22 protein-coding genes and 1 pseudogene are annotated in these 21,733 nt (G+C 72.8%); 11 read left to right on the top strand and 12 right to left on the bottom strand.

Translation table 11 applies throughout. The features are described 5' to 3' along the window. Positions 1-853, bottom strand: an 853-nt coding sequence (locus AB0J71_RS21560; RefSeq protein ID WP_364415664.1) for an AfsR/SARP family transcriptional regulator, incomplete at its 3' end; no start/stop codon positions are given. Here AB0J71_RS21560 and AB0J71_RS21555 point away from each other — a divergent pair. The 3 genes and pseudogenes from AB0J71_RS21555 to AB0J71_RS21545 form a co-directional block, all read left to right on the top strand. Further along, a pseudogene (locus AB0J71_RS21555) lies at positions 837-1,325 on the top strand (protein kinase); the annotation flags it as partial. The gene AB0J71_RS21560 and the pseudogene AB0J71_RS21555 sit on opposite strands and share 17 nt — an antisense overlap. A 71-nt stretch (positions 1,326-1,396) precedes the next feature. Continuing rightward, the gene (locus tag AB0J71_RS21550; RefSeq protein WP_364415662.1) at positions 1,397-3,688 is read left to right on the top strand and encodes a hypothetical protein; all 2,292 of its coding nucleotides are present in this window, start codon (positions 1,397-1,399) and stop codon (positions 3,686-3,688) included. Then, positions 3,642-4,211, top strand: coding sequence for a WD40 repeat domain-containing protein (locus AB0J71_RS21545; RefSeq protein WP_364415660.1), 570 nt, complete (start codon positions 3,642-3,644; stop codon positions 4,209-4,211). Before AB0J71_RS21550 ends, AB0J71_RS21545 begins: the two co-directional genes overlap by 47 nt. Here the strand turns inward: AB0J71_RS21545 and AB0J71_RS21540 are convergent. After that, positions 4,208-4,648, bottom strand: coding sequence for an ATP-binding protein (locus AB0J71_RS21540; RefSeq protein WP_364415658.1), 441 nt, complete (start codon positions 4,646-4,648; stop codon positions 4,208-4,210). The genes AB0J71_RS21545 and AB0J71_RS21540 overlap by 4 nt on opposite strands. Before the next feature lie 107 nt (positions 4,649-4,755). Here AB0J71_RS21540 and AB0J71_RS21535 point away from each other — a divergent pair, with 107 nt between their 5' ends. Both AB0J71_RS21535 and AB0J71_RS21530 read left to right on the top strand, forming a co-directional pair. Further along, positions 4,756-5,529 carry a helix-turn-helix transcriptional regulator gene (locus AB0J71_RS21535; RefSeq protein WP_364415656.1) on the top strand — a complete coding sequence of 258 codons (774 nt, stop codon included), beginning with the start codon at positions 4,756-4,758 and terminating at the stop codon, positions 5,527-5,529. Further along, on the top strand, positions 5,520-5,759 hold the full coding sequence (locus tag AB0J71_RS21530; RefSeq protein WP_352328738.1) for a DUF397 domain-containing protein: 240 nt from the start codon (positions 5,520-5,522) through the stop codon (positions 5,757-5,759). The genes AB0J71_RS21535 and AB0J71_RS21530 overlap by 10 nt, the downstream gene beginning before the upstream one ends. Before the next feature lie 29 nt (positions 5,760-5,788). Here AB0J71_RS21530 and AB0J71_RS21525 read toward each other — a convergent pair whose 3' ends face one another. Beyond that, positions 5,789-6,268, bottom strand: coding sequence for a hypothetical protein (locus AB0J71_RS21525; protein WP_352328739.1), 480 nt, complete (start codon positions 6,266-6,268; stop codon positions 5,789-5,791). 325 nt (positions 6,269-6,593) lie between these two features. Next, on the bottom strand, positions 6,594-7,325 hold the full coding sequence (locus AB0J71_RS21520; RefSeq protein WP_364415653.1) for a Mut7-C RNAse domain-containing protein: 732 nt from the start codon (positions 7,323-7,325) through the stop codon (positions 6,594-6,596). A 26-nt stretch (positions 7,326-7,351) separates the two neighbouring features. Between AB0J71_RS21520 and AB0J71_RS21515 the strand changes: the two genes are divergently transcribed. After that, positions 7,352-8,251: a TAXI family TRAP transporter solute-binding subunit gene (locus tag AB0J71_RS21515; protein ID WP_352328741.1), complete on the top strand. Its 900-nt coding sequence runs from the start codon at positions 7,352-7,354 to the stop codon at positions 8,249-8,251. Here AB0J71_RS21515 and AB0J71_RS21510 read toward each other — a convergent pair. The 6 genes from AB0J71_RS21510 to AB0J71_RS21485 all read right to left on the bottom strand — a co-directional run bounded on the left by AB0J71_RS21510 (position 8,242) and on the right by AB0J71_RS21485 (position 15,092). Further along, positions 8,242-9,567, bottom strand: coding sequence for a HAMP domain-containing sensor histidine kinase (locus tag AB0J71_RS21510; protein ID WP_364415651.1), 1,326 nt, complete (start codon positions 9,565-9,567; stop codon positions 8,242-8,244). The two genes, AB0J71_RS21515 and AB0J71_RS21510, sit on opposite strands and share 10 nt — an antisense overlap. Then, positions 9,564-10,229, bottom strand: a complete 666-nt coding sequence (locus AB0J71_RS21505) for a response regulator transcription factor (protein WP_364391108.1) — start codon at positions 10,227-10,229, stop codon at positions 9,564-9,566. The genes AB0J71_RS21510 and AB0J71_RS21505 overlap by 4 nt, the downstream gene beginning before the upstream one ends. Positions 10,230-10,238: 9 nt before the next feature. Next, positions 10,239-11,549 (bottom strand): MFS transporter, encoded by a 1,311-nt coding sequence (locus AB0J71_RS21500; protein ID WP_352327985.1) that lies wholly within the window; start codon positions 11,547-11,549, stop codon positions 10,239-10,241. A 129-nt stretch (positions 11,550-11,678) separates the two neighbouring features. Beyond that, positions 11,679-13,787 carry a glycoside hydrolase family 6 protein gene (locus tag AB0J71_RS21495; protein WP_364415649.1) on the bottom strand — a complete coding sequence of 703 codons (2,109 nt, stop codon included), beginning with the start codon at positions 13,785-13,787 and terminating at the stop codon, positions 11,679-11,681. A gap of 26 nt (positions 13,788-13,813) precedes the next feature. After that, the gene (locus tag AB0J71_RS21490; protein WP_352327987.1) at positions 13,814-14,788 is read right to left on the bottom strand and encodes a GNAT family N-acetyltransferase; all 975 of its coding nucleotides are present in this window, start codon (positions 14,786-14,788) and stop codon (positions 13,814-13,816) included. Positions 14,789-14,846: 58 nt separating this feature from the next. Continuing rightward, on the bottom strand, positions 14,847-15,092 hold the full coding sequence (locus tag AB0J71_RS21485) for a DUF2630 family protein (RefSeq protein WP_352327988.1): 246 nt from the start codon (positions 15,090-15,092) through the stop codon (positions 14,847-14,849). Positions 15,093-15,130: 38 nt separating this feature from the next. On the opposite strand from AB0J71_RS21485, the gene ddaH reads away from it, so the two are divergent. Beyond that, entirely contained in the window at positions 15,131-15,880 is a 750-nt protein-coding gene (gene ddaH / locus AB0J71_RS21480) for a dimethylargininase (protein ID WP_352327989.1), read from the top strand. Between the two features lie 258 nt (positions 15,881-16,138). Beyond that, positions 16,139-17,845: a 2-isopropylmalate synthase gene (gene leuA, locus AB0J71_RS21475; RefSeq protein WP_352327990.1), complete on the top strand. Its 1,707-nt coding sequence runs from the start codon at positions 16,139-16,141 to the stop codon at positions 17,843-17,845. Positions 17,846-17,912: 67 nt separating this feature from the next. Here leuA and AB0J71_RS21470 read toward each other — a convergent pair whose 3' ends face one another. Next, entirely contained in the window at positions 17,913-18,608 is a 696-nt protein-coding gene (locus AB0J71_RS21470) for a TetR/AcrR family transcriptional regulator (protein WP_352327991.1), read from the bottom strand. Between the two features lie 117 nt (positions 18,609-18,725). Here AB0J71_RS21470 and AB0J71_RS21465 point away from each other — a divergent pair, with 117 nt between their 5' ends. From AB0J71_RS21465 to AB0J71_RS21455, 3 genes are read left to right on the top strand one after another with little or no spacing between them, the layout of a single operon-like run. Next, on the top strand, positions 18,726-19,079 hold the full coding sequence (locus AB0J71_RS21465; RefSeq protein WP_352327992.1) for a YrdB family protein: 354 nt from the start codon (positions 18,726-18,728) through the stop codon (positions 19,077-19,079). Positions 19,080-19,081: 2 nt separating this feature from the next. After that, positions 19,082-19,993, top strand: coding sequence for an NAD-dependent epimerase/dehydratase family protein (locus tag AB0J71_RS21460; protein WP_352327993.1), 912 nt, complete (start codon positions 19,082-19,084; stop codon positions 19,991-19,993). After that, on the top strand, positions 19,990-20,874 hold the full coding sequence (locus AB0J71_RS21455; protein ID WP_364391113.1) for a Gfo/Idh/MocA family oxidoreductase: 885 nt from the start codon (positions 19,990-19,992) through the stop codon (positions 20,872-20,874). The genes AB0J71_RS21460 and AB0J71_RS21455 overlap by 4 nt, the downstream gene beginning before the upstream one ends. On the opposite strand, the gene AB0J71_RS21450 is transcribed toward AB0J71_RS21455, so the two are convergent. Then, positions 20,858-21,682, bottom strand: coding sequence for a hypothetical protein (locus tag AB0J71_RS21450; protein ID WP_364391121.1), 825 nt, complete (start codon positions 21,680-21,682; stop codon positions 20,858-20,860). The two genes, AB0J71_RS21455 and AB0J71_RS21450, sit on opposite strands and share 17 nt — an antisense overlap. Between the last annotated feature and the right edge of the window lie 51 nt (positions 21,683-21,733).

Below are 21,733 nucleotides of genomic sequence, written 5' to 3'. Positions count from 1 at the left end.
CGGCGTGCACGGCCAGGGCCGACTTGCCCGCGCCGGCCTGGCCGTGCACGACGACGTGGCCGCCGACCACCTGGTCGAGCAGGTCGGCGCGGCCGGTGAAGTTCGCGATGTCCGGCGGCAGCAGCACCGGGGGGCCCGCCGAGACGTGCAGCGACACGTCGTCGTGGAGCATGCGGTGGTAGAGCAGCTGCAGCTCGGGGTCGGGCTCGATCGCGTGGCCGCCGTCGAGCTGGTCGCGCAGCACCGCGTACGCGGCCAGCGCGTCGACCCGGCGGCCGCTGCGGTAGAGGGCCAGCATGTACTGGCCGCGGAAGCGCTGCCACAACGGGTGCTGCTGGGTCAGCCGCTTCAGCTCGGCCAGCAGCTCGCGGTGGCGGCCGGCGTCGAGGTCGGCCTGGACGCGGCGTTCCAGGGCGAGCAGGCGCAGCTCCTCCAGCTCCTCGCGCAGGCGCCGGGTCTCCTCCCACCGCTCGCCGTCGGGGTCGAGGTCCTCCAGGGCGGGGCCGCGCCACAGCGACAGCGCCTCCTCGTACGAGCCGCGCTCGATCAGCAGCCGGAACCGGTCGACGTCGAGCTGGTGCGCGCCGAGCGCCAGCACGTACGAGCCGGACACGGTCGTGATCACGTCCTTGCCCAGGAGCTGGCGGAGCTGGCCCACGTACCCGCGGACGAGGGAGTCGGAGCGGTCGCCGCCCTCGCGTGGCCACAGCAGCCGGCGCAGCCGCTCCACGGTCAGCGGGCGGCCCGCGTTCAGCAGGAACATCGCCAGCAGGTCCCGGTGCTTCGGGGTCGTGGGGGTGCGATCCCGGCCGCCGTCGCGGACGTCGAGCGGCCCCATGATGCGGAATTCCACGCGACCTTCCTTTTCCGAGGAGATGTCGATCAGAATGGCACATCTGGTGGCTCCCCTGATTTCGTCCGACCCGCACCGCCTGGGCCGTTACTGGCTGGCCGCACGGCTGGGCGCCGGTGGCCAGGGCGTGGTCTACGAGGCGTACGGCGAGGCCGGGGAGCGCGTCGCGGTCAAGGTGCCGAGGTCCGACAGCGCGGAGTCGCGGTCCAGGCTGGCCAAGGAGGCGGCGGCGGCCCAGCGGGTGGCCTCGTTCTGCACGGCCAGGGTGATCGAGGCGCAGGTGGACGACGCGCCGCGGTACATCGTCAGCGAGTACGGCCCCGGCCCGAGCCTGCGGGAGGTGGCCGCGGGGGCGGGGGCGTACGAGGGGGACGCGCTGCGCCGCCTGGCGATCGGCGTCGCCACCGCGCTGACGGCCATCCACCGGGCCGGGATCGTCCACCGCGACCTCAAGCCGGACAACATCGTCCTGGGCCCGGACGGCCCCCGCGTGATCGACTTCGGCGTGGCCAGGGAGGTCGGGCAACCACGACCGGGCCGATCATGGGCACGCCGGGCTACATGGCGCCCGAGGTGCTCGCCGGGCGCGCCGCCACCGAGGCGGCCGACGTGTGGGCGTGGGGGATGGTGGTGCTGTTCGCGGCGCGGGGACGGGACGCGGTCGAGGCCGGCGAGCCGATGGCGGTCGTGGGCCGGGTGCTGGAGTTCGAGGCGGACGTCACCGGGCTGCCGGCGGAGCTGGCCCCGCTGGTGTCGGCCGCCACCGCCCGCGATCCCGCCGCCCGTCCGGCCGCCGGGGACCTGCTGCTCCGCCTGCTGGGCGAGGACGCCCGCCGGGACGCCGGCGACCCCCTGGCCCGTGGCGGGATCGTGGCGGGGGAGCTGAGGGGGCAGGCCGGGCCCGATCTGGGGGCGATCGCCGAAGAGCTCTACGGCGAGCTGAGCGAGGACGAGCGGACGGCCGTGCCCGAGGTCTTCCTGCGGCTGCTCGACGGCGACGGCCTGCGTCCCGTGGAGCGCGAGGAGCTGCCCGAGGCCGAGGCGGTCGACTCGATGCTCGCCGTGTTCGTCTCGGCGGGCGTCCTGGCATCGAGCGGTGGCGCGTACGAGCTGGTCGCCCCCGGCCTGGTGCAGGCGTGGCCCCGGCTGCGCGACTGGCTGGCGGGCAACCGCGAGGGGCTGCCCGTGCACCGCCGCCTGGCCGAGGCCGCCGCTGAATGGGACGGCCACGGCCGCAAGCCCGCCGACCTGCTCCAGGGCACCCACCTGGACCGCACGCTGCAGTGGGCCGCCACCGAACGCAAGGACCTCACCCTGGCCGCACGCGAGCGCGACTTCCTGGACGCCGCCGCCGGGCAGGCCCGCAGGCGCACCCGGCGGCGCGGCCTGCTCGCCGCCGTGCTGGCGGTGCTGCTGGTGGCGGCGCTGGGCGGGCTCGGCGCGGCGGAGTATCTGCGCAGGGAGTCGGCCCGGCAACGGGACGAGGCGCTGGCCAGGGAACTGGCGCTGCGCGCCGCCGGGCTGCGCGAGCTGGAGCCCGCGCTGGCCGGCCTGCTCTCCGTGGCGGCCTGGCGGCTGGCCCCGGCGCTGGTCGAGACGGCGGGCGCGCTGTACGACGCGGGCTCCCAGCACGTCACCGGCATGTTCGTGGCGCCGTACGTGGAGACGGGCAGCGTGCAGGCACTCAGCACGGACGGCCACGTCCTGGCCTCCGTGACGGACGGCACCGCCCGCCTCTGGGACGTCCCGACCGGCCGGAAGCTGCACGAGCTGACCGGCCTCGGCGCGGGGGTGCGGAGCGTCGCCGTGAGCCTCGACGGCCGCCTGCTGGCCGTCCTGGACGACAAGGGCGTGCGGCTGTGGGACACCGTCACCGGCGGCCGCCTCGGCGGCCGGTTCGCGAGCAGGGCGAGCGGGTTCGGGGCGCTGGAGTTCGACCGCACCGGCCGCCGGCTCGCGGTGCCGTACGGCTCCGACGGCGAGCAGTGGTGGGACGTCGCCACCCGTAGGCCCCTGACCGCCCCCGGCGGCGCGATACTCAACGGCGTCAGCCCCGACGGCCGCTACGGCTTCGTCGCCGACGGCGAGGACCGGTCGCAGGTGTGGGACCTGGGCCGCCGCCGGCGACTGGACCTGCCGGCACTGCCCGGCACCGGCACCTCCGTCGAGGCCAGGTTCAGCGACGACGGCCAGGCCCTCGTGGTCGTCGAGGACGTGGCCCGCCACGACAAACCCAGGGTCCACCTGTACGAGCTGCCCTCCGGCACCGCCGACTACGAGTTCGAAGGCGCGAACGGCCAGGCCGCGGACCTGGTCTTCGACGGCCGGTACATGGCCACATGGCGTCCGGCGGACCTGCTCGTCCTGCGGCCGCGCGACAGCCTGGTGACCGCTCTGCTGCTCCCGGTGCCGGACGGCGTCACGCAGGTCCGCTTCGACCTGGCGGGCAAGGCCGTACGCCTGCTGAACGCGGCGGGCGGCGTCTCCACCGTCGACGTCTCCACGCTGTTCGATCCCCGGCTCGGCGATGGTCTTCAGCGCCGACGGCACGCGCCTGGCCTACGGCGACGGCGCCCGCGTCCGCGTGCTGGACGTCGCGAGCGGGCGGGAGACGCAGGCGTTCGAGCTGGCCGGGAAGGGGGCGGAGAAGGCCGACGCGCTCGCCTTCGACCCCGGCGGCCGTACCGTGGCCGTGCTGCCGTCCAGGTTCGAGGGGCAGCTGCCGCTGGAGCTGCACGACCTCACGAGCTCGCGGGCGCGGACCACGAAGGTGACGGGCGCCGGGCCCATGAGCTTCGCGCCGGACGGTTCGCGGCTGCTCATGGGAGGCCCTGACCTGCGGCTCTACGATCCGGTGGGCGGGACCGTGGTGCCGGTGGGCGCCGAGGCCCGGCGGGTCGCCGGCGCCTTCGCCTACAGCCCGGACGGCCGCCAGGTGGCCTTCTCGCATCCTGACCGGATCACGTTGTGGGACCGGGACCTGCGGACCATGCTGGGCGCCTTCCCCAGCGTGCCGGGCGCGGAGCAGTTCGAGCTGCCGGTCTGGTCGCCGGACGGGCGGCTGATCGCCACGTACGAGAAGGGCCCGCGGATCCGTCTGTGGGACGTGGCCTCGCGGCGGTACGTCGGGGTCGTGTTCGACGCGATGGACGAGTCGACGGGCGACAACGTCTGGCTCGGGTTCTCGGCCGACGGGACCAAGCTGCACATCCTGGATGACGACGGCGCCTTCCGTACGCACGACCTCGACCGGCGGCATGTGGCCGCGACGGTGTGCGCCCGCGCCGGCCGCGTGCTCACGGCGGCGGAATGGCGGACGTACCTGCCGGGGGTCGAGCCGTTCGACGTGTGCCGCTAGGACCCCCAGGCGACGACCCGGAACCAGACCGCCTTGCCGGGCGGCACGGGGTTCCAGCCCCAGTCGTGGGACAGGCTGTGAACGATGGCCAGCCCCCGCCCCCGGCAGGCCAGCGGATCGGACTGGCCCATCCGGGGAAGGGCGGCGCACGAGTCGCGGACCTCCACGGTCAGCAGCCGCCCCTCCCTGACCACCACGACCCGGACGGGTTCCGCCGAGTGGGCGTGGGTGAGCGCGTTGGTGGCCAGCTCCGAGACGAGCAGTTGCGCGATCTCGACGGCGGCCTCCGCCGCTTCGTGATCCTTGGCGACGTCGCGGACGAACCGCCGCACGGAGGAGACGCAGCCGGGGTGCCGGGGCATCCGCCGTTCGCCGAGGACCGTGTCCGGCAGGGGCCGCCGGTCGGCGAGCGTCACGGCGGGACTTTCGGATTTCATGTGGCCAGCGTGACGCCATATGACTACGGTCGGTAGTGATCCGATTGCAAGGAGTGGACTTTGAAGTCCGTGCCGTTGGCGTTGAACCCGGGCGAGGGGAGGACAGGGTGGCCGACTTCTACGCGCCTCAGGCGATATGGGGCAGAGAGTTGCGGCACTACCGGAAGTCGGCGGGCCTGACGCAGGGGCAGCTCGCCGAGCGCATCCATTTCAGCGAGGGCCTGATCAGCGGTGTCGAGACCGGTCAGCTCCCGGCCAGCCCCGAGTTCGCCGAGGCCTGCGACAAAGCCCTCGGCACCGGCGGAGCCCTGTGCCGCCTGCTCGACTGGCGCAAGGGTCAGATCTTCCCCTCCTGGTTCGGCAAGTGGCACGAGAAGGAGCAGGCGGCGCTCACCCTGCGCACCTACGAGCCGCTCCTGGTGCCCGGCCTCCTGCAGACCGAGCAGTACGCCCGCGCCCTGCTGCGCGGCAACGAGGCCGCGGTGGCCGCGCGCATGGAGAGGCAGGCGATCCTTGCCCGCGACGACCCTCCGTCGCTGCGCTGCGTCATCGACGAGGCGGTGCTGTTCCGGCCCATCGGCGGGCCGGAGCTGATGAAGGGTCAACTCCGGCGGTTGCTCGACGCGGTCACCCCGCGGCTCAGCATCCAGGTCCTCCCGCACGGGCTGCACTCCGGCTTGACGGGCGGCTTCGTGATCGCGACCCTGGACGGAGGCTCCGAGGTGTTGTACGCGGAAACCGCGGTACGCGGCATCACCACGAGCGATCATGAGGACGTCTCGGCGGCCGTGGAGCGGTTCGAGGCCATCCGTACCGAGGCGTTGCCCTTGAGCATGTCCCTTGAAACGATAAAGAAAGCCATGGTGGAACGATGGACCTGAGCTGTGTCCAGTGGCAGAAGTCCAGCTTTTCCGGCGACAACGGCGGCAACTGCGTCGAGATCGCCGAGCTCAAGAACGTTCCTGGCGGCCCTGAGCACAAGGGCGGGCAGGCCGAGCTGGTCGTCGTGCGTGACTCCAAGGACCCCGACGGGCCCAAGCTGTTCTTCACGCCCGCCGAGTGGGACGCGTTCGTGGCGGGCGTGAAGGCGAGCGAGTTCGACCGCGCCTGACGGCGCCTGACGGCGCGGTCACGCAGGGTTCAGCAGGTGGCGGGGCCGGCGTCCCGCTGGACCTCTATGGAGGGCGTCTCGCCCACGTGCGGCGGCATCGCGGACGCGGACATCAGCGGATCGCCCGGGGTGCCGCCGACCTTCTCCAGGAAGTCGGCCCACTCGGTCGGCACGGTGAGGGCGGTGATCGAATACCACTCCCCGGCCATCGCGGGGTCGTCGCCTTCGAGCGAGACGGGCACGTCCCACTGGCCGGCGGCCCGCAGGGTGTCGACGCGGTAGAAGCGGGTGTGTCTGGTGCGCGGCGTGCCGGTCGTCCGGCGTACGCCGATCAGCAGGGTCGTGCCCTCGGGCAGCGTGGCGGTGCCTCTCACCAGCGGGCAGGGCGAGGCGGTGGCCCCGGGGCCGGTGACGGGCGCGGTGATGACGAGCCGGGGCGTCTCCCGCTCGCTCTGCGCCTGGCTGTACTTCACCACGACGCCGGGCAGGCCCACCAGCGTCGTGGCCATGCCGACAATGGCGGTGGCCCACTTCCTTCTGACGCTCCATACGCGTGGAGCGGGCCCGGCGCCGCGGCCGAGCTTTCGATTCTTGGCCATTTGCGGTATTTCCCCCGATCGTGCGCCGCGAGATGGATACGCGGAAACGCGACGAATCCGAATTTTTCCGGATAAACGTCGAATTGGAGTCTTTTGCTCAACGGGGTGGAAGGGTGTCAGCATGCACCCGATTTCGGGTGATGCCGTTTCCCCTGCTCATACCCTTGATCGTCCGCGTAACCCCTGGCCGAGGGTGTTTTTGAGATCGGCTTGACGGTCGTTCTCAAAGTGGGAATCAGCGGCTATTGGCCCAAATGCGTGCCGATTGCACGATCTCCTCAAGGGTGTCGCTGTGCGCGCCCTGCCAGTAGACCTGGCCGCAGTCGCCGCACCGGGCGTAGGCGTCGTAGCTGCGCCGGGTGCCGGCCTCCAGCAGCGGCCCGACCTCCTCCTTCGTCGCCGGCACGAGCACGCCGTTGCAGGCCGTGCAGCGCGTCCAGGGAGCCAGCGGCGGCTCGAAGCGTTCGAGCACGTCGCGGAGCTGGTCGGCGGGGCGCGAGCCGCGGACGTAGGCGCCCAGCCACAGCGCGCGGCGGCGCAGCAGGCCGCGGTCCTGGGTGAGCAGCACCCGCCGCTCCTCGTTGGCCTGGACCACCAGCGCCGGGTCGTCCATGTCGTTGTGGTACGCGGTGTCCACGCCGAGCAGGCGCAGCCGCCGGGCCAGCGTGCCGAGGTGCACGTCGAGCAGGAACCGCGGCTCGGCGGGCAGCGGCTGCGGCCGGGGCATCGGGTGCACCTCGACCGTCTCGCCCGGCGCGAGCAGGTGGGACGGGGCCACGCCGCGGCCGTCCGACAGCATCGGCCCCGCCTCGGTCAGCGGGATGCCCAGCGACTCCACGTGATGGCCGAGCGTCGAGGTGCCGTCGGTGGTCACCCGCTGCCACTCCCGCCGGCGGATCACGGGCAGGAACATCCTCAGCTCGGCGGCGATGCGCAGGCGTGCGTCCCGTTCGGTCACACTGTCCATTCTGCGGGACCGGATACCGTGAATTCATGCCCATATCCCGCCGAGCCTTCCTCGGGCTCGCCGCGCTCGCGGCCGGCTGCTCCACGGCCGGGCCCGCCGAGCTGCGGCTGGTCACCGGGCTGGCGGGCGGCCCGTACGGCGCGCTCGGGCAGCGGCTGGCGGGCGAGCTGCGGCACGACGGGCTGACCGTGCGGGTGGTGGAGACCGCGGCCAGCGTCCAGAACCTCACCATGATGGCCGGCGGCCGGGCCGACGTCGGGTTCGCGCTGGCCGACAGCGCCGACGACGCGGTCAGGGTGCGCCACCAGCCGGTCTCCGCGCTGGCCCGGATGTACATGAACTACGTGCATCTGGTCGTGCGCGAGGGCGCCCGCATCACCGGCGTCGGCGACCTGGCCGGGCGTCCGGTGTCGATCGGGGCCGAGGGGTCGGGCACGGCGGTGACCGCCTCGCGCGTGTTGTCGGCCGCCGGGCTGCGCACGCCGCCGCAGATCACCAGGCTCGGCCTCGACGCCTCCGTCACCGAGCTGCGCGACGGCCGGATCGAGGCGTTCTTCTGGTCCGGCGGCGTGCCGACGCCTGCGCTCGCCGCGCTCGACGACATCGCGCTGGTGCCGCTGGAGTCGCTGGTGCCGGTGCTGCGCCGCCGCTACGGGCCGGTCTACGAGCACGCCGCCGTGCCGGCCGGCGCGTACGGCCTGGCCAGGCAGGTGCCGACCGTGGGCACGCCGAGCTATCTGATGTGCCGTACGACGCTCCCCGACGACCTGGCCTTCACCGTCACCGAGACGCTCTTCCGCGCCCGCGACCGCCTCCAGGCCCCCTCGGCCCCCGGCGGCCGCCTCGACAGGCGTTACGCCATCGGCACCGGCGTCGTGCCCCTGCACCCGGGCGCGGCCCGCTACTACCGCTCGGTCTACGGCTGAGCCAGGGCCAGCTCGACCACCAGCCCGTGCGGCACGGCGGGCAGCAGCCGCAGGGTGGCCCCGCACGCCTTGGCCAGCTCGGCCGCGATGGCCAGGCCGAGCCCGCTGCCCGGGACGTTCGCGTGCGCCCCCGACCGCCAGAACCGCCCCAGCGCCTCGGCCCGCTCCGCCGCGTCCAGCCCCGGCCCGTCGTCGGCGACGCGCAGCACCTCGCCGTCGAACGTGACCGTCACCGTGCCGCCCGCGGGGACGAACTTCTGGGCGTTGTCGAGGGCGATGTCGGCGATCCTGGCCGCCGCCTCCGGCACCACCGCGCCCGCGGGGACGTCGGCCACCAGGCACACGCCCTTGGCCGCGTAGACCTCGCGCCACACCGCCAGCCGCTCGCCGAGCGCGGCCTCCTTGCCCGCCAGGCCCGCGCCCGCCTCGACCCTGGCCAGCGCCAGCAGGTCCTCCACCAGCAAGGCCAGCCGGTCGAGCTCGGACATCGCCTCGGCGTACTCGGCCGTGCCCTCCTCGCGCAGGTGCGGCTCCAGGTTCTCCAGCCGCAGCCCGAGCACGGTGAGCGGGGTGCGCAGCTCGTGCGAGGCGTCGGCCACGAACGCGCGCTGCCGTTCCATCGCCGCCGAGACCGCGTCGGCCATCGCGTTGAAGCGCTCCTCCAGCCGGCGCAGCTCCGACGGGCCCGCCCCGGGATGCGCCCGCGCGTCGAGCCGGCCCTGCGCGATGGCCCGCGTGGTGCGGTCGAGCTCGGTCACCGGCCGCAGGATCCAGCGGGCCAGCCGCCGGGCCGCGAGCGCCGACCAGGCCAGCGCGACCAGCGCCCCCGCCGCCAGCGCGCCCCAGACCAGTGACACGTCCAGCCGGGCCTGCCCGGTCGGGGCCTCCAGCAGCACCACGCCGGACAGCTGGGCGTCCCGCCCGGCGGGCTCGGCCAGCAGCACCGTGGCCGGGCCGAACGGGCTGACCGTGGGCAGGTCCTCGGTCGTGCGGCCGGACAGCGCGAGCCGGGTGGCCTCCCGGTCGTCGGCCTCGAACCGGCCGGCCGAGACCAGGATCGAGCCGTCGCGGTCGCGCACCCGGACGGCCGCGCCGTACAGGTCGGCGTACCGGGAGACCTCGGCGATCAGGCCCGTACGGTCGTCGTCGCGGGCCGCGGCGTCGGCCAGCTCGGCGAAGCGGGTGGCGTCGGCGCGCCGGTCGAGCAGCAGGCGGTTGGTCCGGTGGGAGGCGTAGGCCAGGCCGAGCGGCACGGCCAGCGCGGCGATCAGGAAGACGATCAGCGTGGTGAACGTGACCACCAGCCGCGCGTTCATCCCGCCGGGCCCAGCCGGTAGCCGGTGCCGCGCAACGTCTCCACCAGCCCGGGACGCCCGGTCTTGGACCGCAGCCCGGCCACGTGCACGTCGAGCGACCGGGACGCCGACAGCAGCGGGTCGCCCCAGACCTCGTCGAGGATCTCCTCCCGGCTGCGCACCACGCCCGGCTCGCGGGCCAGCAGCGCCAGCACGTCGAACTCGCGCCTGGTCAGCGCCACCGGCTGCCCGGCCACCGTGACCTGCCTGCACTCCAGGTCGATGCGCACGTCGCCGACGCACACCACGTGGTCGCGCGGCGGCATCGGACGCGTGCCGCGCCGCAGCACCGCCTCCATGCGGGCCATCAGCTCGACCGTGCGGAACGGCTTGACCAGGTAGTCGTCGGCTCCCGAGCGCAGGCCGCGCAGCACCTCGCGCTCCTGCGTGCGCGCGGTGACCACGATGAGCGGCACCGCCGAGACGCGGCGCAGCCGGCGCAGCACGTCGAGCCCGTCCATGTCGGGCAGGCCCAGGTCGAGCAGCACGAAGTCGACGCCCCCCGCCAGGCGGAGGGCGTCGACGGCCAGGCCGGCGCGGGTGACCGAATGGCCGTGCCGGGCCAGCGCCGTGGTGAGCGCGGAGGCGAGACGATCGTCGTCCTCGACCAGGAGAACCCGCATGGTGCCAGGTTAGACGCGGGCGGTGACCGGATCCGACGGCTCGGCGCCCTCGCTGCGCGACAGCGCCGCGTCGCGGGTCTCGCGCATGGTCAGGTAGACGACCAGGGAGACGGCGGCGCAGGCGGAGACGTACCAGAAGAAGCCGGACTCGATGCCCTTGTCCTTGAACCACAGGGCGACGTACTCGGCGGTGCCGCCGAACAGCGCGTTCGCGATCGCGTACGGCAGCGCCACCCCCAGCGCGCGCACGTGCGTCGGGAACAGCTCGGCCTTCACCACGGCGTTGATCGAGGTGTAACCGGTCACGATCACCAGGCCGACGAGCGACAGGACGAGCGCGCCCCCGAAGCCGCTCGCCCCGCCCAGCGCGGTCATCAGCGGCACGGTCCCCAGCATCGACCCGATCCCGAACGTGATCAGCAGCGGCCGCCGCCCGATGCGGTCCGACAGCGCCCCGGCCAGCGGCTGCAGGCACATGAAGATGAACAGCGCGCAGAAGCTGACCAGCGTGGCCGTCTCCTTCGCCAGGCCCGCGGTGTTCGACAGGTACTTGGTGAGGTACGTCGTGTAGGTGTAGTACGCGACCGTGCCGCCCATGGTCAGGGCGATGACCAGCAGCGCCTCCTTCCTGTGCGCCAGGAGCTGCCTGATGGTGCCCTTGTCCCGGCGCTCCTCTTCCTCCTCGCCGTACGCCTCGGTCTCCAGCAGGCTGCGGCGCAGGTAGAACACGACGGCGGCGGCCACGGCCCCGACCACGAACGGCACGCGCCAGCCGTAGGAGTTCAGGGCCTCCTTCGACATCGTGTTCTGCAGGATGATCTGCAGGCCGAGGCCGACGAGCTGGCCGGCGGTCATGGAGACGTACTGGAAGCTGGAGGCGAAGCCGCGCCGGCCGCGCGGGGTGGCCTCGGTCAGGTACGTGGCGCTGGCGGCGTACTCGCCACCCACGGACAGGCCCTGGAGCAGCCGCGCGACCACCAGGACCAGCGCGCCGAAGTAGCCGACCGACTCGTACGTCGGCGCGATGGCGATCAGCAGCGCGCTGGCCGACATCAGCGTGACGGTGAGCGTGAGCGCCGCCTTGCGGCCCCGGCGGTCGGCGTAGCGGCCGAGCAGCCAGCCGCCGAGCGGGCGCATGAAGAAGCCGACGGCGAAGATGGCCGCGGTGTTGAGCAGCTTGGCCGTGTCGTCCCCGTCAGGGAAGAACGAAGCGGCGAAGTAGACGGCGAAGCTGCTGTAGACGAACCAGTCGTACCACTCGACCAGATTGCCGACGGAGCCGCCGATCACTGCCTTCCACGGCACGCGCGCTTTGTTCATGTGGGACCTCCTGGGGGGAGTGGATGCAGGCCAGAGCCTCTCCCCAGAAGGTTGTTCGGACAAGGTGCGGCGGCTCAGATCTAACGTGCGCTTAACATCGGGTTCTCCTCAGCGCAACGGGGGCGGGCGTCAGCGCAACGGGGGCCGGGCGTTCTTCGCGCGTTCGAGCGCCAGCTCCGCCCACCACTCGCCGCTCTCCGGCGCCACCACGCCGCGTTCGGGGTCCTTGTCGCCGTTCGTGCCGCGCCGGCACCGTCCGCCGGAGCTGCCGGCCCGTGTGATCCACAGGTAGGCGTCCGCCAGCTCCTCGCCCGTGTCGGTCGTGGGCCGCTCGCCGACGCCCCGGCCCGGCGGGTTGCACCACGTCTGCGGGTCTTTGTACTTCTTCGTCGGCGACCACGAGCCCTGGCCGTTCCTGGCCGTGTCCACCACGAAGTGCGGCAGGTCGCCGCCGGGGTCGGCGTCCTTCGGGCAGGTGGCGCCGCCCGTCCTGCGCATGACGGCGATGCAGGCCGACAGCGACTTGCCGTACTCGACGGCCTTGGGGGTGCGCTGGAAGGAGGCGGTGTTGACGAAGAACCCGTCGGCCTGGTCGATGCCCGCGCCGATCAGGCGCTGGGCCATGATCTCGGTGCCGGGGTAGAGGTCCTGGCTGCCGTCGAGGTAGACGGCCGTGCCGGGATGCCCGGTCTTGAGCGTGCGCACGGCCTCGCGCAGGTCGCGGTAGCGCTGCTCGGCCGTGCCGGCCAGCGTGCAGTCCTTGGTGCCGGGGAGGTTGACCAGGCTGGACGGCTCCAGGATGATCACGGCCTTGCGGTCCCCGATCTGGCGGGCGACGCCCTTGACCCACTGCTGGTAGACCGGCATCTCGCCCGCGCCGACGGCGGCGCAGTCGCCGCCGCCCGGCATGTAGTTGATCAGGAAGACGGGCACGCCGCCCGCCTCCTGCGCGGCGGTCACGGCGGTCTCGACCGTGGCCCTGACCTCGGGCTGGTTCAGGCGGATGGCATGAGGGACGGCGGCAAGCCGGTCCATGAGCGCGGCGTCGGCCGGGCGGTCCTTGCGCCACACGGCGGCCTGGCGGGCGGCGGCCTTCTCCTTCTCGGACCAGAAGGTGACGCCGTTCTCGCGCAGCGGGTTGCGGGGGGTCGCGGTGGAGGCCGGTTCCGTGGTGGCGGTGGCCGTGCGGGTGCTCGCGGGGCTGTCGCCGTGGGGCCACAGCAGGGCCGTGGTGGTGACGCCGGCGGCCGCCACCGCGACCGCCGCGCCCGTGGCCAGCAGCCTCATGCGCCGCTTCCCCGCCGTCGTCGCACCGGTCCCTTCGAAGGGAGAAGGGGGGAGGGTGGCGGGCGTCCCGGCGGCGGGGGAGGGAGAAGGCGGGAGGGTGGCGGGCGTCCCGGCGGCGGGGGAGGGGGGTGGGGTGGGGAGGGCGGCTGAGGGGGTGGCGGTGCTGAGGGCGTCCATCAGGTCCTGAGCCGTGGGACGGGCGGCCGGGCTCTTGGACAGCGACGCGGTCACCAGGTCGAGCAGCGGCCCCGACAACCCGCGCAGCTCGGGAGCCTCGTTGACGATGCGTAACAGGATCGTCGGCACCGAACCCGACCCGAACGGCGGCCGCCCCCCGGCGGCGAAGGCGACCGTGCAGCCCCACGAGAAGATGTCCGAGGCCGGCCCGACCCGCGACCCCGCCACCTGCTCGGGCGACATGTACGACGGCGTCCCCACGATCGCGCTGCTCATCTCCGACTCCGCCAGCCGGGCGATGCCGAAGTCGATGACCTTGGGCCCCACCTGGGACAGCAGCACGTTCGACGGCTTGAGATCACGGTGCACGACCCCGGCCCCGTGGATGGCCCGCAACGCCATCGCCATGGCCGCGGCCAGCCCGTCGAGCGCGGAGCCCTTGAGCGGCCCGGAGTCGCGCACCGCGTCGTCCAGGCTGGGCCCCTCGACGTACTCGGTGACCAGGTACGCCACGTCCGCGTGCACGTCGGCGTCGAGCACCGGGGCGGTGCAGAAGCGGGCGACCCGCCGGGCCGCGGCCACCTCGCGGGCGAACCTGCGCCGGAAGTCGGGGTCGGCGTCCATCCTGGCGTGGATGAGCTTGACGGCCACCCGGGCGCCGCCGGGGTCCTCGCCCAGGTAGACGACGCCCATGCCGCCCTCGCCCAGCCGGCCCACGAGGGCGTAGCGCCCCACCTGCCGCGGATCCGCGTCCCTCAACGCCTCCAACGTCATGACGTGTCAGGTTAGCCGGGGAAAGGTCAGACCGTCAGCCGCCACTCGTCCCACTCGTCGAGCAGCTCGAACCCCATGGCCTCGTTGATGGCCAGCATGTGGGCGTTGGACGTGGCGTTCCAGGTGATGATCCGCTCCAGGTGGGGCTCGCGCTCGCGCAGCCACAGCAGGTTGGACAGCTTGAGCAGCAGGCCCAGCCGATGACCGCGGTGCTCGCGCAGGACGGTGGTGTCCGCCTGGTGGCCCCAGCCGTCGGAGCGGTCGGCCGTGAGGTAGATCCGGGTGTAGCCGGCGGGCGCGCCGTCGGACTCGCGCCTGGCGATCATCGTGTAACAGGTCTCGCCGCCGAGCGTGACGCGCTCCTCGCGCAGGCGCAGGCGGTCGAGGTCGAAGGTCATGTCCTCGACGTCGGCGTCGCGCGGGGCGTCGTTCATGCCGCTCATCAGCGTGGCCAGGTCGGCCAGCAGCTCCGGACCGGCCGGGCCGACGAACCGCTCGACGCGGTAGCCCGGCACCTCGGGCAGCATGCCGCGCAGCGCGGCCCAGTCGGCCGTGCGCAGGTCGAGCGTGCGGCGGGCCTCCTGGAGCGCGACCGTCATCCCGTGGGCGCGGGCGAAGCGGGCGCCGACGCCGGTGGTGGGCGTCTCGGTGAGCAGCAGGGTGCGGCCGTGGGCGCGCATCCGGCCGAGAGCGTGCTCGAACAGCTCGCTGCCGAGGCCGCGGCCGCGCAGCTCGGGCCGGACCACGAGCGGGAACAGCCAGCCCATGTGCCGGTTGTCGGACTGGGGCAGCGCCAGGCTGTAGCCGCCGGCGACCTTGCCGCCGTCGCTCAGGACCCAGGACTCGACCCGGTCACCGGGCGGGCCCAGGAGGGCGATGACGGACAGGCGGCTGAGCGACAACTTGGGGCCGGGCTCGTGCGCGTGGGCGGCCAGGTAGGCGTCGTGCAGGCCCGTCATCAGCTCGCCCGGCCGGTCGAGGTCGATTGGCTGGATGTGCATCCCTCCAGCCAATCGCATCGGCGCCGCCTCCTGCCAGCCGTTTTACCGCCGGCCGGTGCTACTGCCGGTAGTTCTCCACCTCGCCGGCCGGGCGGACGGCCGCGCCGTCGGGGTCCTCGCCCGCGCCGCGCCGGGCCCGGCGCTGCCGGAGCAGGTCCCAGCACTGGTCGAGGGCCACCTCCAGTTGCTTGACCCGCGCGTGCTCCTCGTCGGAGGTGACCTCGCCCGCCGACAGCCTGCCGCGCAGCTCGTGCTCCTCGGCGACCAGAGCGCTGATCCTGGTGAGAATCTCGTCGTCCCGCATGCCCAAGACTCTAACGACTGCGTGATAGAACACGCCCTATGTCTGGTATCGCGCTGGTAAGGAAGCCCGGGCCCCGGATCGCCGAGGGCATCGTCACGCACATCGAGCGCGAACCCGTGGACCACGAACGCGCACGTCACCAGCACGACGCCTACGTCGCGGCGCTGGCCGCGGCCGGATGGCGGCCGGTCTACGCCGAGGACGCCGACCACCTGCCCGACGCGCCCTTCGTGGAGGACGCCGTGGTGGTCTCGGGGCGGCTGGCCGTGCTCACCCGGCCGGGCGCGCCGGAGCGGCGTCCGGAGGTGGAGTCCGTGGAGCGGGCCGTACGGGAGCTCGGCCTGAAGGCGGTCCGGATCGCCCGCCCCGGCACCCTGGACGGCGGCGACGTGCTCCAGGTCGGCCCCACCGTGTACGTCGGCAGGTCGGCCCGCACCGACGACGAGGGCGTCAGCCAGCTCGCCGCCCTGCTGCCCGAGCGGCGGGTCGTGCCCGTGGGCCTGCGCGGCGTGCTGCACCTGAAGTCGGCGGTGACCGCCCTGCCCGACGGGACGCTCATCGGCGATCCCGATCGCGTCGAGCTGCCCGGCCTGCTGGAACCGCCGGAGGAGCCGGGCGCGCACGTGGTGCCGCTGGGCGGCGACCGGGTGCTGCTGGCCGCCTCCGCCCCGAGGACCGCGGCGATGCTGGAGCGGCGCGGGCTCGTCGTGACGAGGGTGGACATCTCGGAGTTCGAGCGCCTGGAGGGCTGCGTCACCTGCCTGAGCGTGCTCATCCCGGACGAGTGATGACCCGCTCCCGGACGAGTGATGACCCGCGCCGGAATTTCGCGGCCCTGACCAGGTGTTTCACCATCGGTGGACCGATCGGCTCTCATGATGTGAGATCTAGGGCAGCGAATCCCGAGACGTCTGGTAGCGTGCTTGGCATGCTGCGCGGGCTGCTTCTTAGCTGCCGCGGCGAGGGCCTGTAAGGCCGGCTCCCTCGTCGCGGAGCCAGTCATGCGCGTCGGCCGCTTTCGACTCGACCGACGAGGAGCAGCAGACATGAACGCCCAGCAGCCCAGTCCCATGCCGGCCCATCGTTATCAGCCGTTCGAACCGATCCGGCTGACCGATCGCACCTGGCCCGACCAGGTCATCACCAAGGCGCCCCGGTGGTGCGCGGTCGACCTGCGCGACGGCAACCAGGCCCTGATCGACCCGATGGACTCCCACCGCAAGCTCCAGATGTTCGAGCTGCTGGTACGCATGGGCTACAAGGAGATCGAGGTGGGCTTCCCGGCCGCCTCCCAGACCGACTTCGACTTCGTCCGGCAGATCATCGACGAGGGCCGCATCCCCGACGACGTCGTCATCCAGGTGCTGACCCAGGCCAGGCCCGAGCTGATCGAGCGCACCTTCGAGGCGATCGAGGGCGCCAAGCAGGCCATCGTCCACCTGTACAACTCGACCTCCACCCTGCAGCGCCGCGTCGTGTTCGGTCAGGACAAGGAGGGCATCACCGCCATCGCCGTCGAGGGCGCCAAGCTGGTCAGGAAGCTGGCCGAGGCCACCGACGTCGACGTCTTCTACCAGTACTCGCCCGAGTCGTTCACCGGCACCGAGCTGGAGTACGCCGTCGAGGTGTGCGACGCCGTCAACGAGGTGTGGCAGCCCACCCCCGACCGCAAGGTCATCATCAACCTGCCCGCCACGGTCGAGATGGCCACGCCCAACGTCTACGCCGACCAGATCGAGTGGATGCATCGCAACCTGCGGCACCGCGACTCGATCGTGTTGTCGCTGCACCCGCACAACGACCGGGGCAGCGCCGTGGCCGCCGCCGAGCTGGGCTACATGGCCGGCGCCGACCGCATCGAGGGCTGCCTGTTCGGCAACGGCGAGCGCACCGGCAACGTGTGCCTGGTGACCCTGGGCATGAACCTGTTCTCGCAGGGCGTCGACCCCGAGATCGACTTCAGTGACATCGACGAGATCCGCCGCGTCACCGAATACTGCAACCAGCTGCCGGTGCACCCGCGTCACCCGTGGGGCGGCGAGCTGGTCTACACCGCCTTCTCCGGCTCCCACCAGGACGCCATCAAGAAGGGCTTCGAGCACCTGGAGCGCGACGCCGCGGCGGCCGGCACGCCGGTGGCCGAGTTCACCTGGGCGGTGCCCTACCTGCCGATCGACCCCAAGGACATCGGCCGCACCTACGAGGCCGTCATCCGGGTCAACAGCCAGTCGGGCAAGGGCGGCGTGGCCTACATCATGAAGGCCGACCACCAGCTCGACCTGCCGCGCCGGCTGCAGATCGAGTTCTCCAAGGTCGTGCAGGCCCGCACCGACGAAGGCGGCGGCGAGATCAGCCCCACCGCCATGTACGAGATCTTCCGCGACGAGTACCTGCCCAACCCGGCCAACCGCTGGGGCCGGCTGAGCCTCATGGCCCACCGCCACGAGTCGACCGTCGACGACAAGGACCGCATCGGCGCCGACGTGCGCCTCGACGGCGAGATCCGGGAGATCTCGGGCGTGGGCAACGGCCCGATCTCGGCCTTCATCGACGCCATCGCCGGCGTCGGCATCAAGGTGCGGGTCCTCGACTACGTCGAGCACGCGATGAGCGCGGGCAGCGACGCCAAGGCCGCCTCCTACCTGGAGTGCGAGGTCGACGGGCAGGTGCTGTGGGGCGTGGGCATCGACGCCAACACCACCACGGCCTCGCTCAAGGCCATCATCTCGGCGGTCAACCGCGCCGCGCGCTGACATTCTGGCGCAAGGGGCAGGGGTGCACGTGCGCTCCTGCCCCTTTCGTCTTGCCGGGACGTTCCGGTCACGCGGCGAGGCCGAGCGCCGCGGCGGCCAGCCGCAACGCGTGGTCGAAGGCCGCCCGCCGGTTGTCGATCGTGTTGTTGAACTGGCCGAACACCTCGAAGTTGACCCAGCCGTAGAGCGTCGACCAGGACGCCATCGCCCGCCACACCACGTCGTCGGGCACGCCGGGCATCAGGGCGCGGATGTTCTCGGCGTCCGCGGCCACCTCGGCGGGCGGCTCGGGGGTGGCCGGCGGGTGCAGCTCGCCCGCGTCCCAGGCGTCGGTGACGATCGCGCCGAGCACGGTGACGTCGCGCAGCCGGGCCGCGACGGTGTCCTGCGGCGCCTGGTAGCCGGGCACGGGCGAGCCGTAGAGCAGGGCGTACTCGTGGGGGTGGGCCACCGCCCAGTCGCGTACGGCATGGCCGGCGGCCAGCCAGCGGCCGAGGTGGGCCGTGCGCGGGCAGGCGGCCTCGGCCTGCTCGACGGCCTGGCCCAGCGCGTTGTAGCCGTCGATGATCAGGGCGGTCAGCAGGTCGTCGCGGCTGGGGAAGTAGCGGTAGATGGCCGAGGAGACCATGCCCATCTCCCGCGCCACGGCCCGCAGCGACAGGCCGCCCGCGCCGTCGGTGGCCAGTTGGCGGCGGGCGATGTCGGTGATCTCCCTGGTGAGCTCGGCTCTCACGCGCTCTCGCGCGGTACGGCTGGCTGTCATGCACAGCAGGTTATCAGAGCACCGGCAAAAAACGAGAGCACCGCTCTTGACGAGTGCCGCTCTTTTGAGAGAGCATTGCTCTCGTAAGCGAACAGCGCACCCCCTCAGGAGATCCCCATGCTCGCCCTCGCCAAGAACGCCAACGCCGCCCTGATGTTCTTCCTGGAGCTCGGCGTGCTGGGCGCGGTGGCCTACTGGGGCTTCACGCTCAGTCCCAACTGGGTGATCAAGCTCCTGGCGGGGCTGGGCGGCCCGGCGCTGTTCATCGCCGTGTGGGCGCTGTTCGGCGCGGGAGGCGGCGCGAACGCCACCATCCCGCTCACCGGCCTGGCCCGCGTCGCGCTGGAGATCGTCTGGTTCGGCGGCGGCGCGCTCGCGCTCTACGCCGCGGGCCGGGTCACCCCGGCGATCGTCTTCGCCGCCGTCTTCGTCGTCAACGCGCTGCTGCGCGTCATCTGGAAGCAGGTCTGATCATGGGTAAGCACGTCGTCGTGGGGTCCGGCCAGGTCGGCACGCACGTGGCCGCCAAGCTCGCCGCGCAGGGGCACGAGGTCGTCGTCGTGACCCGCTCGGGCCGCGGGCCGCAGGGCACGGTCAGGGTGGCCGCCGACGTGGCCGACCAGGCCCGGCTGTCCGAGCTGGCCAAGGGGGCCGACGTCCTCTACAACTGCGTCAACCCGGCCTACCACCGGTGGCTGACCGACTGGCCGCCGATGGCCGCCTCGTTCCTGGCCGCCGCGGAGTCGAGCGGGGCCGTGCTCGCCATCCTGGGCAACCTCTACCCGTACGGGCCCGTGTCCGGCCCGATGACCGAGGACCTGCCGCTGGCCTCCACCACCCCCAAGGCCCGGGTGCGGGCGAAGATCTGGCAGGACGCGCTGGCCGCCCACCGCGAAGGGCGGATCAGGGTGACCGAGGTGCGCGGCTCGGACTTCTTCGGCCCCGGCGCCACCGACCAGTCCCACCTGGGCACCCGCTTCATCCCCCCGCTCAGGGCCGGCCGGACGATCCGGCTGGTCTTCCCCGCCGACGTCCCGCACAGCTGGACCTACCTGCCGGACGTGGCCGACGCCCTGATCACCGCCGGCGCCGACGAGCGGGCCTGGGGCCGGCCCTGGCACGTGCCCACGAACGACCCGATGACCTTCCGCGAGGTCGGCGCCCGGATGGCCGCCCTGCTGGACCTCCCGGCGCCCAGGATGACCACGCTGCCGTGGCCGCTGCTGCGGGCGTCCGGGCTGTTCTCGCCCATGATCGGCGAGCTGCGGCACGTGCGCTACCAGTTCACCGCGCCCTACGTGCTCGACTCGTCGGCGTTTCAGCAGGTCTTCGGCGTCGCGCCTACGCCGGTGGAGGCCGCGCTGAAGGCTACGCTCGACGGATGAAGATAGCCATGATCGGCCTGGGCGACATCGCGGAGAAGGCGTACCTGCCCGTGCTCGCCGCCCAGTCCCTCGACCTCCACCTGTGCACCCGCAACACCGCGCGGCTCGACCGGCTCGGCGACGCCTACCGCGTCGCCGACCGGTCCACCAGCGTCGACGAGGTGATCAAGGCGGGGGTCGACGCCGCGTTCGTGCACGCCGCGACCGAGGCGCACCCGGAGATCGTCGAGCCGCTGCTCAGCGCCGGGATCCACGTCTACGTCGACAAGCCGATCGCCTACAGCCTGGCCGAGTCCGAGCGCCTGGTGCGCCTGGCCGAGTCCGAGGGCAGGTCGCTGATGGTCGGGTTCAACCGCCGCCACGCCCCCGGCTACGCGGGGCTCATGGCCCTTCCCCGTCATCTCGTGCTGATGGAGAAGAACCGCGACAACTACCCCGACGCGCCCCGGCGGGCCATCTTCGAGGACTTCATCCACGTCGTGGACACGCTCAGGTTCCTCGCCCCCGGCCCGGTCACCGAGACCAGGATCCGCACCCGCGTCCGCCGCGACCTGCTCGAACACATCGTCCTTGAGCTGTCGGGCGCCGGGTTCACCGCGATCGGCGTCATGAACCGGGTCAGCGGCGCCGCCGAGGAGACCTGCGAGGTCATGGGCGACGGCATCAAGCGGCGGGTGGTCAACCTCGGCGACGTCCTCGACTACGAGGGCGGCGAGACGCTCACCAGGCGGCCCGACTGGGTGCCGGTCGCCCGGCAGCGCGGCATCGAGCAGATCTGCCAGGAGTTCCTGCTCGCGGTCCGCGAGGGCCGGGTGATCAGCGCCGACGACGCCCTGATCACCCATGCCATCTGCGAGGAGGCCGTCAGCCTGGCTTCCTGACCCGCATCGACTCGTCGGCCCTGGCGAACATGCGGTCGAACGTCGTCCCGCCCAGCCGGGCGAGCACCGTGTAGCCGTCGGTGTCGCTCAGCGGGCTGGAGGAGGAGACCACGCCCGCCACCGAGTCGCCGTACAGCACCGGGCCGCCGCTCCCTCCGGCGGCGGCATGGCAGTTGCGGGTGACCATGAGCCCGGGGCCCACCGTCGAGCCCTCGACCGCGTCGCCCAGGCACCGGTACATCTGCGTGCCCGGGTAGCGTTTGCCCGCCGGGTAGCCGAGCAGTTCGAGCCCGCGCAGCCCGGCGCCGCGGCTCGTGCGCAGGGGCGGCAGGCCCTGGCCGACCACGTCCTCCAGCGGGCGCCTGCCCTTGACGACCCCGACCAGGCCGACGTCGTACGGCAGCACGTCGGGGGAGTCGGGGTTCGCCCGCCAGCGGTCCGGCGCCCACGTGCGCACCGCGGACCAGACGCCGTGCCGCGGGTTGCCCCTGTCGAACCCGGGCATGAAGACCAGCCGCTTGAGCGGCCGGCCGTCGTGGTAGAGGCAGTGCGCGGCCGTCAGCACCAGGCTGCGGCTGCGTGAGCCGATGATCGCGCCGCCGCACCACACGTCGGTGCGGGTGACGGGGTCATGGCCGAGCAGCACGCCGGTCAGCCGCCGCGCCCCCGTGTAGGGGCGCGGGACCGGCGCGTAGCCCAGGCGGTCGCCGTCCGGGGTCAGCACCTGGGGGACGGGGACGCTGCGCTGCGCGACATCGGTGAGGCCAGCCGGATCGAGCAGGACCAGAGACAGTACCAACCTGAGCACTTTCCCACTCTACGGGGAAGATGATCAATGCTCTGACCTGCGACACCAAGG

The sequence above is a fragment of the Nonomuraea sp. NPDC049637 genome, from assembly GCF_040675235.1.
Lineage (GTDB): Bacteria > Actinomycetota > Actinomycetes > Streptosporangiales > Streptosporangiaceae > Nonomuraea.
Note: the sequence above shows the minus strand (reverse complement) of the source record. Positions and strands in the feature narration are given on the sequence as shown.

Coding starts and splice junctions, on each gene's coding strand:
- leuA (WP_352327990.1), top strand. CDS start 16,139: ATGAACGCCCAGCAGCCCAGTCCCATGCCGGCCCATCGTTATCAGCCG.
- AB0J71_RS21520 (WP_364415653.1), bottom strand. CDS start 7,325: ATGGACAGTGTGACCGAACGGGACGCACGCCTGCGCATCGCCGCCGAG.
- AB0J71_RS21515 (WP_352328741.1), top strand. CDS start 7,352: ATGCCCATATCCCGCCGAGCCTTCCTCGGGCTCGCCGCGCTCGCGGCC.
- AB0J71_RS21470 (WP_352327991.1), bottom strand. CDS start 18,608: ATGACAGCCAGCCGTACCGCGCGAGAGCGCGTGAGAGCCGAGCTCACC.
- AB0J71_RS21550 (WP_364415662.1), top strand. CDS start 1,397: ATGGGCACGCCGGGCTACATGGCGCCCGAGGTGCTCGCCGGGCGCGCC.
- ddaH (WP_352327989.1), top strand. CDS start 15,131: ATGTCTGGTATCGCGCTGGTAAGGAAGCCCGGGCCCCGGATCGCCGAG.
- AB0J71_RS21545 (WP_364415660.1), top strand. CDS start 3,642: ATGAGCTTCGCGCCGGACGGTTCGCGGCTGCTCATGGGAGGCCCTGAC.
- AB0J71_RS21530 (WP_352328738.1), top strand. CDS start 5,520: ATGGACCTGAGCTGTGTCCAGTGGCAGAAGTCCAGCTTTTCCGGCGAC.
- AB0J71_RS21495 (WP_364415649.1), bottom strand. CDS start 13,787: ATGACGTTGGAGGCGTTGAGGGACGCGGATCCGCGGCAGGTGGGGCGC.
- AB0J71_RS21485 (WP_352327988.1), bottom strand. CDS start 15,092: ATGCGGGACGACGAGATTCTCACCAGGATCAGCGCTCTGGTCGCCGAG.
- AB0J71_RS21500 (WP_352327985.1), bottom strand. CDS start 11,549: ATGAACAAAGCGCGCGTGCCGTGGAAGGCAGTGATCGGCGGCTCCGTC.
- AB0J71_RS21490 (WP_352327987.1), bottom strand. CDS start 14,788: ATGCACATCCAGCCAATCGACCTCGACCGGCCGGGCGAGCTGATGACG.
- AB0J71_RS21455 (WP_364391113.1), top strand. CDS start 19,990: ATGAAGATAGCCATGATCGGCCTGGGCGACATCGCGGAGAAGGCGTAC.
- AB0J71_RS21510 (WP_364415651.1), bottom strand. CDS start 9,567: ATGAACGCGCGGCTGGTGGTCACGTTCACCACGCTGATCGTCTTCCTG.
- AB0J71_RS21540 (WP_364415658.1), bottom strand. CDS start 4,648: ATGAAATCCGAAAGTCCCGCCGTGACGCTCGCCGACCGGCGGCCCCTG.
- AB0J71_RS21525 (WP_352328739.1), bottom strand. CDS start 6,268: ATGGCCACGACGCTGGTGGGCCTGCCCGGCGTCGTGGTGAAGTACAGC.
- AB0J71_RS21465 (WP_352327992.1), top strand. CDS start 18,726: ATGCTCGCCCTCGCCAAGAACGCCAACGCCGCCCTGATGTTCTTCCTG.
- AB0J71_RS21460 (WP_352327993.1), top strand. CDS start 19,082: ATGGGTAAGCACGTCGTCGTGGGGTCCGGCCAGGTCGGCACGCACGTG.
- AB0J71_RS21505 (WP_364391108.1), bottom strand. CDS start 10,229: ATGCGGGTTCTCCTGGTCGAGGACGACGATCGTCTCGCCTCCGCGCTC.